The 5,298-nt window shown below is 66.6% G+C and carries 7 protein-coding genes and 1 pseudogene; 6 read left to right on the top strand and 2 right to left on the bottom strand.

Going from position 1 to position 5,298, the window contains the following annotated elements; translation table 11 throughout:
• The 4 genes and pseudogenes from N7333_RS23900 to N7333_RS23885 all read left to right on the top strand — a co-directional run.
• Nucleotides 1–336 (top strand): annotated as a pseudogene (locus N7333_RS23900) (hypothetical protein); the annotation flags it as partial.
• A 182-nt stretch (nucleotides 337–518) separates the two neighbouring features.
• The gene (locus N7333_RS23895; RefSeq protein ID WP_279859479.1) at nucleotides 519–1,526 is read left to right on the top strand and encodes a methionine ABC transporter ATP-binding protein; all 1,008 of its coding nucleotides are present in this window, start codon (nucleotides 519–521) and stop codon (nucleotides 1,524–1,526) included.
• Complete coding sequence (locus N7333_RS23890) at nucleotides 1,526–2,194, top strand: methionine ABC transporter permease (protein WP_003241206.1); 669 nt, start codon at nucleotides 1,526–1,528, stop codon at nucleotides 2,192–2,194. Before N7333_RS23895 ends, N7333_RS23890 begins: the two co-directional genes overlap by 1 nt.
• A gap of 57 nt (nucleotides 2,195–2,251) precedes the next feature.
• Entirely contained in the window at nucleotides 2,252–3,022 is a 771-nt protein-coding gene (locus tag N7333_RS23885; protein WP_003241208.1) for a MetQ/NlpA family ABC transporter substrate-binding protein, read from the top strand.
• A gap of 336 nt (nucleotides 3,023–3,358) precedes the next feature.
• Here N7333_RS23885 and N7333_RS23880 read toward each other — a convergent pair whose 3' ends face one another.
• The gene (locus tag N7333_RS23880; protein ID WP_279859478.1) at nucleotides 3,359–3,757 is read right to left on the bottom strand and encodes a YbaN family protein; all 399 of its coding nucleotides are present in this window, start codon (nucleotides 3,755–3,757) and stop codon (nucleotides 3,359–3,361) included.
• Nucleotides 3,750–4,340, bottom strand: a complete 591-nt coding sequence (locus N7333_RS23875; protein WP_279859477.1) for a biliverdin-producing heme oxygenase — start codon at nucleotides 4,338–4,340, stop codon at nucleotides 3,750–3,752. The genes N7333_RS23880 and N7333_RS23875 overlap by 8 nt, the downstream gene beginning before the upstream one ends.
• A 239-nt stretch (nucleotides 4,341–4,579) precedes the next feature.
• Here N7333_RS23875 and N7333_RS23870 point away from each other — a divergent pair, with 239 nt between their 5' ends.
• Together N7333_RS23870 and N7333_RS23865 are read left to right on the top strand one after the other, a co-directional pair.
• On the top strand, nucleotides 4,580–5,101 hold the full coding sequence (locus N7333_RS23870; RefSeq protein WP_129483809.1) for a sigma-70 family RNA polymerase sigma factor: 522 nt from the start codon (nucleotides 4,580–4,582) through the stop codon (nucleotides 5,099–5,101).
• On the top strand, nucleotides 5,098–5,298 hold a 201-nt coding region (locus N7333_RS23865), incomplete at its 3' end, for a FecR/PupR family sigma factor regulator (RefSeq protein ID WP_347815300.1). The genes N7333_RS23870 and N7333_RS23865, both read left to right, overlap by 4 nt.

Genomic DNA, 5,298 nt, shown 5'->3' with positions numbered 1-5,298 from the left:
AGCCCGGTCGTCAGCCAACCGGCGCCCGCCGTGCAGAGCACGCCCAAGGCCCGCGTGATCGACCCCAGCGCGGCGAGCAGCGCGGTGGCCATGCCGATGCTGGACAATCAGGACAACGAGAATCTGCGCCGTCTGCTCGACAGCGTGGCCGCGGATGTCGTGACCTTTCGCTGCGCCGTGCGGATCGAAGTGCGCGAGGCCAAGGACTATCCCTGGGTCGCCGCGCTGCTGTCGGCGCGGATCAAGAAGCTCGACCCGAGCTTCCGCCCGCAACTGAGCCAGAAGATCGCACCCCAGCAGACGCCGCGCCTGCTGCTGAGCCCGCAGCGCAGCTGAGTCAGCGCTGCGCGCCGGGCGCTTATCCGTAATACGATTTTGTAATAACCATAGGCCAACAAAGATTTTCTCGGCCTAAACAACGCCGGGTAGACTAGCGCCCCTTTGCGCCCATCCGGCGCCCAACGGCGAGCTCGACTACCGTGAAGCTCGCCCCTGAACATACCCAAAAGGTCGTTCGCGTGATCCAGTTTCAATCCGTCCACAAGGCCTACCGCGTCGCCGGCCGCGAGATTCCGGCGCTGCAGCCCACCACGCTGCAGATCGGCAGCGGTCAGGTGTTCGGCATCATCGGCCACTCCGGTGCCGGCAAGAGTACCCTGCTGCGCCTGATCAACCGCCTGGAGGAACCCTCCGGCGGACGCATCGAGATCGACGGCATCGACGTCACCGCCCTTGATGCCACTGGCCTGCGCCGCTTCCGCCAGCAGGTCGGGATGATCTTCCAGCACTTCAACCTGCTGTCGTCGAAAACCGTCGCCGACAACATCGCCATGCCGCTGCGCCTGGCCGGTGAGTTGAGCCGCGCCGAGATCGACGCCCGCGTCGCCGAGCTGCTGGTCCGCGTCGGCCTGCAGGATCATGCGAAGAAGTACCCCGCGCAGCTCTCCGGTGGGCAGAAGCAGCGCGTCGGCATCGCCCGGGCGCTGAGTACCCGGCCGAAGATCCTGCTGTGCGACGAGGCCACCAGCGCCCTCGACCCGCAGACCACCGGCCAGGTGCTGCAGCTGCTGGCCGAGATCAACCGCGAACTGGGCCTGACCATCGTGCTGATCACCCACGAGATGGACGTGATCCGCCGCGTCTGCGACCGCGTGGCGGTGATGGATGCCGGCGTCATCGTCGAAGAAGGCCCGGTTGCCGACGTCTTCCTGCATCCGCAGCACCCGACCACACAGCGCTTCGTGCTGGAGTCCGAGCACGTCGACGAGGACGAGCAGCGCGACGACTTCGCCCATGTGTCGGGCCGCATCCTGCGCCTGACCTTTCAGGGCGAGGCCACCTACGCCCCGCTGCTGGGCACCGTGGCCCGTGAGACCGGGGTGGACTACAGCATCCTCGCCGGGCGCATCGACCGCATCAAGGACACCCCCTACGGCCAGCTCACCCTGGCCCTGACCGGTGGCGACATCGACGCCGCGCTGGCGCGCTTCGGCGCCGCCGACGTGCATCTGGAGGTACTGCGCTGATGCTCGAACAACTGCTGCCCAACGTGTTCTGGCCGGAAATCTGGCAGGCCAGCCTCGACACCCTGAACATGCTGCTCGGCTCGATGCTGTTCACCGTGCTGCTCGGCCTGCCGCTCGGCGTGCTGCTGTTCCTCACCGGCCCGCGTCAGCTGTTCGAACAGAGGGCGCTGTACGGCGCGCTGTCGCTGGTGGTGAACATCCTGCGCTCGGTGCCCTTCGTCATCCTCTTGATCCTGATGATCCCGCTCACCGAGCTGCTGGTCGGCACCTCGCTGGGCGTCGCCGGCGCCATCCCGCCGCTGGTGGTGGGCGCCACGCCGTTCTTCGCGCGCCTGGTGGAAACCGCCCTGCGCGAAGTGGAGCGCGGCATCATCGAGGCGACCCAGGCCATGGGCGCCAGCACCTGGCAGATCATCACCCGCGCGCTGCTGCCCGAGGCCCTGCCCGGCCTGCTGGCGGCGGCCACCGTCACCGCGATTACCCTGGTCTCCTACACCGCCATGAGCGGCCTGATCGGCGGCGGCGGCCTCGGCGACCTGGCGGTGCGCTACGGCTACCAGCGCTACCAGCCGGACGTGATGGCCGTGACCGTGATCCTGCTGCTGATCCTGGTGCAGGTGCTGCAGATGGTCGGCGATCGGCTGGTGGTGCATTTTTCCCGTAAATGAAAGCGGCGACCCGCCACCCGCGGGACCCGCGCCAACCTTCCCAAAAGGAACCTTGAAATGAAGAAACTGCTGACTGCCCTGGCCGCCTTCGCGGCCTTCTCGGCCCAGGCCGAAACCCTCAACATCGCCGCTACTCCGGTACCGCACGCGGAGATCCTGGAAGTGGTCAAGCCGCTGCTGGCCAAAGAAGGCGTGGAGCTGAAGGTGCGCGTGTTCACCGACTACGTGCAGCCCAACCTGCAGGTGCAGCAGAAGAACCTCGACGCCAACTTCTTCCAGCACCAGCCGTACCTGGACGAGTTCAACGCCAGCCGCAAGACCGAGCTGGTCAGCGTGGTCGGTGTGCACGTCGAGCCCTTTGGTGCCTACTCGAGCAAGCACAAGAACCTGAGCGAGCTGCCGCAGGGCGCCACCGTGGCCATCCCCAACGACGCCACCAACGGCGGCCGTGCCCTGCTGCTGCTGCAGCAGGCCGGGGTGATCAAGCTCAAGCCGGAAGCCGGCATCCTCGCCACGCCCAAGGACATCGCCGAGAACCCCAAGGCGATCAAGGTGCGTGAACTGGAAGCGGCCACCCTGCCGCGCGTGCTGAGCCAGGTCGACGCTGCCCTGATCAACACCAACTACGCCCTCGAGGCCAAGCTGAACCCGACCCAGGACGCCCTGGCCATCGAGGGCAGCGACTCGCCCTACGTCAACCTGCTGGTCGCCCGTCCGGACAACAAGGACAGCGACGCCATGCAGAAGCTGGCCAAGGCGCTGAACAGCGCCGAGGTGAAGCAGTTCATCGAAGAGAAGTACAAAGGTGCCGTCGTCCCGGCGTTCTGATCGCCGCGGACACCCCGAGCTGCACCCGATGCCGCGCCGCTGCAAAGCCGCGCGGCATTTTTATGCGTGGAATGCGTCGGCTAGTTCGCGGTCGTAGGGTGCGCCATGCGCACCGCGACTACCTCGGCATTTGGCGGTGCGCACAGCGCACCCTACGCAGCCGTAATCGCCGGGAATAATCTTTGACGCCGATTAGGGCGGCCCTGACCTTGGATTGCCCGGAGTGAGCATGCTCCTTCCGTAGGGTGCGCCGTGCGCACCAGGCCCAACCTCGCCAAAGCCCCGGATTGCATCCGGGCTACGCTCATGCGAAATCGTCGGTGCGCATGGCGCGCCCTAGCTGGCTCTGGGCTTCTCCGGCCGCGTCCAGATAAACAGCGCACCGCAGCTCATGCCGGCGGCGGCGAACAGCACCGAAGGCAGGTGATCGACGGTCAGCAGCAGGATGCTCAAGGCCAGCAGCATGCTCAGGCTGGCCGCCCACTTGGTGCGCCGCAGCACCACGCCGTGCAGCCGCCAGTCACGCAGCAGCGGGCCGAACAGGCGATGGTTCTCCAGCCAGGCGGCCAGGCGCGGCGAACTGCGCGAGGCCGCCCAGGCCGCCAGCAGAACGAACTCGGTGGTAGGCAGCCCCGGCAGCACCACACCGAGCATGGCGATGCCGATACACAGGTAGGCCAGCAGCAACCACAGCCAGCGCTGCCAGGCCGCACGCGCCAGCCGGGTTTCAGGCAAAACAGCGCTCCAGATGCTCGGTGAAGCGCTCGAAGGCAGCGATGGCCGCCGCTTCGGCCAGGCGCTCCTGCTCGGCATCCAGTTCGACGCTGTCGAGTACCGCGGTAAAGGCTTTCCAGCCCTGAGCGCGGCCGCCCTCCGGCTCGCCCAGGTGACGTGCGCCGAAGGTCTCGCTCAGCCCCAGCGCCGGCATGCGCTTGAGCAGGAAGGCGGCGCCGAGCTTGGAGCCCTCGGAGACGAACAGCCAGGCCAGTGCCTCGCCAAGCCCCATCTGACGATTGCGAATACGCTCGTCGCCCTCGGGCAGCGCGCGCTTCAGGTCGGCCAGGTCCAGCACGGTGTGCTGCACGCGAGAGCGCTGCGGCAGGTCCGGCACCAGCTCGATCAACGCGGGATCGTTGTAGAGGTTCTGCAGGTCGCGCTGAAACAGGTACTGGGCCGCGACGAAATGGGCGAAGCGCTCCGGGCTGGCGAAGGGGTCGTGGCTTTTCACCAGATTGTCGAGGCGGCTGTGCGGCTCGTGGGTGATCTGGTTCAGACGCTGCGAGCGCAGCGGATGGGAAAGCTGGGAAGAGGCGCTCATGAAGGGCTCGCTTGTGACTGACATGGATTGAGGCAGCCTGCACCTGACACCCCGAGACGAAGGCAGAGCGATCGACCACCACTGCCTTATACAGACGAACGAACCCGCCAGACGCCGTAAAAATAGCCGCGTCCCCCAAACGCCCGGCCATGACGCCTGGCCGGGTCAAGGGCGTGCGCTAGCCACCTCAATTAAAACTGATTATCATTTGCGGCGTAGTCGGCGAAGCGGAATTGCCAGTGACCCTCTCCCATCTAGACAGCGTGTTCATCAGCCAGCGCACCCCGCTGCTGCGCACGCTGGTGAAAATCGTAAAGAACACCAGCATCGCCGAGGAGCTGGTGCAGGAGACCTACCTGCGGGTCGCCCGCAGCCTGCGGGAAAAGCCCGTCGACCATCTCGAACCCTTTCTCTTCCAGACCGGCCGCAATCTCGCGCTCGACCACCTGCGCCGCGAGCGCATGCAGTCGCGCACCATGCTCGACGACGTGCCGGAGGACGTCATGCAGGCCGTCCCCGCGCCCGGCTCCTCCAGCGAGGACAGCCTGCACGCCGAGCGTCTGCTGCAGCGCCTGGGCAGTGCCCTGCAACAGCTGAGCGAGCGCCAGCAGCGCATCTTCATCCTCAGCCGTCTGCATGGTCAGGGTTATGCACAGATCGCCGCGGAACTGGGTGTGTCACCCAGCACGGTGCAGAAGGAACTCAAGCTGATCATGGCCTTGTGCATGACCCTGCTCGACCGCCTCACCCCGCCGACATGAGCGACTATCGTCTACCGGCGCGTTCGGCCAGAATGAGCGTCCCACGCCTCGAGACCAGCCCCATGCAGCAGCCGCCGGCCCCCACTCCGGACAGCGATACGCCGCTCGAGCAGGCGCTGGACTGGCTGATCCTGCTGGACGATGCCGACGAGGCCTGCCAGGCGCGCTTCGCCCAGTGGCTGGCCGCCTCGCCGGCC

The sequence above is a fragment of the Pseudomonas sp. GD04158 genome (genome assembly GCF_029834875.1).
Classification (GTDB): Bacteria; Pseudomonadota; Gammaproteobacteria; order Pseudomonadales; family Pseudomonadaceae; genus Aquipseudomonas; species Aquipseudomonas hydrolytica.
This window is presented reverse-complemented; position numbering and strand designations above follow the sequence as displayed.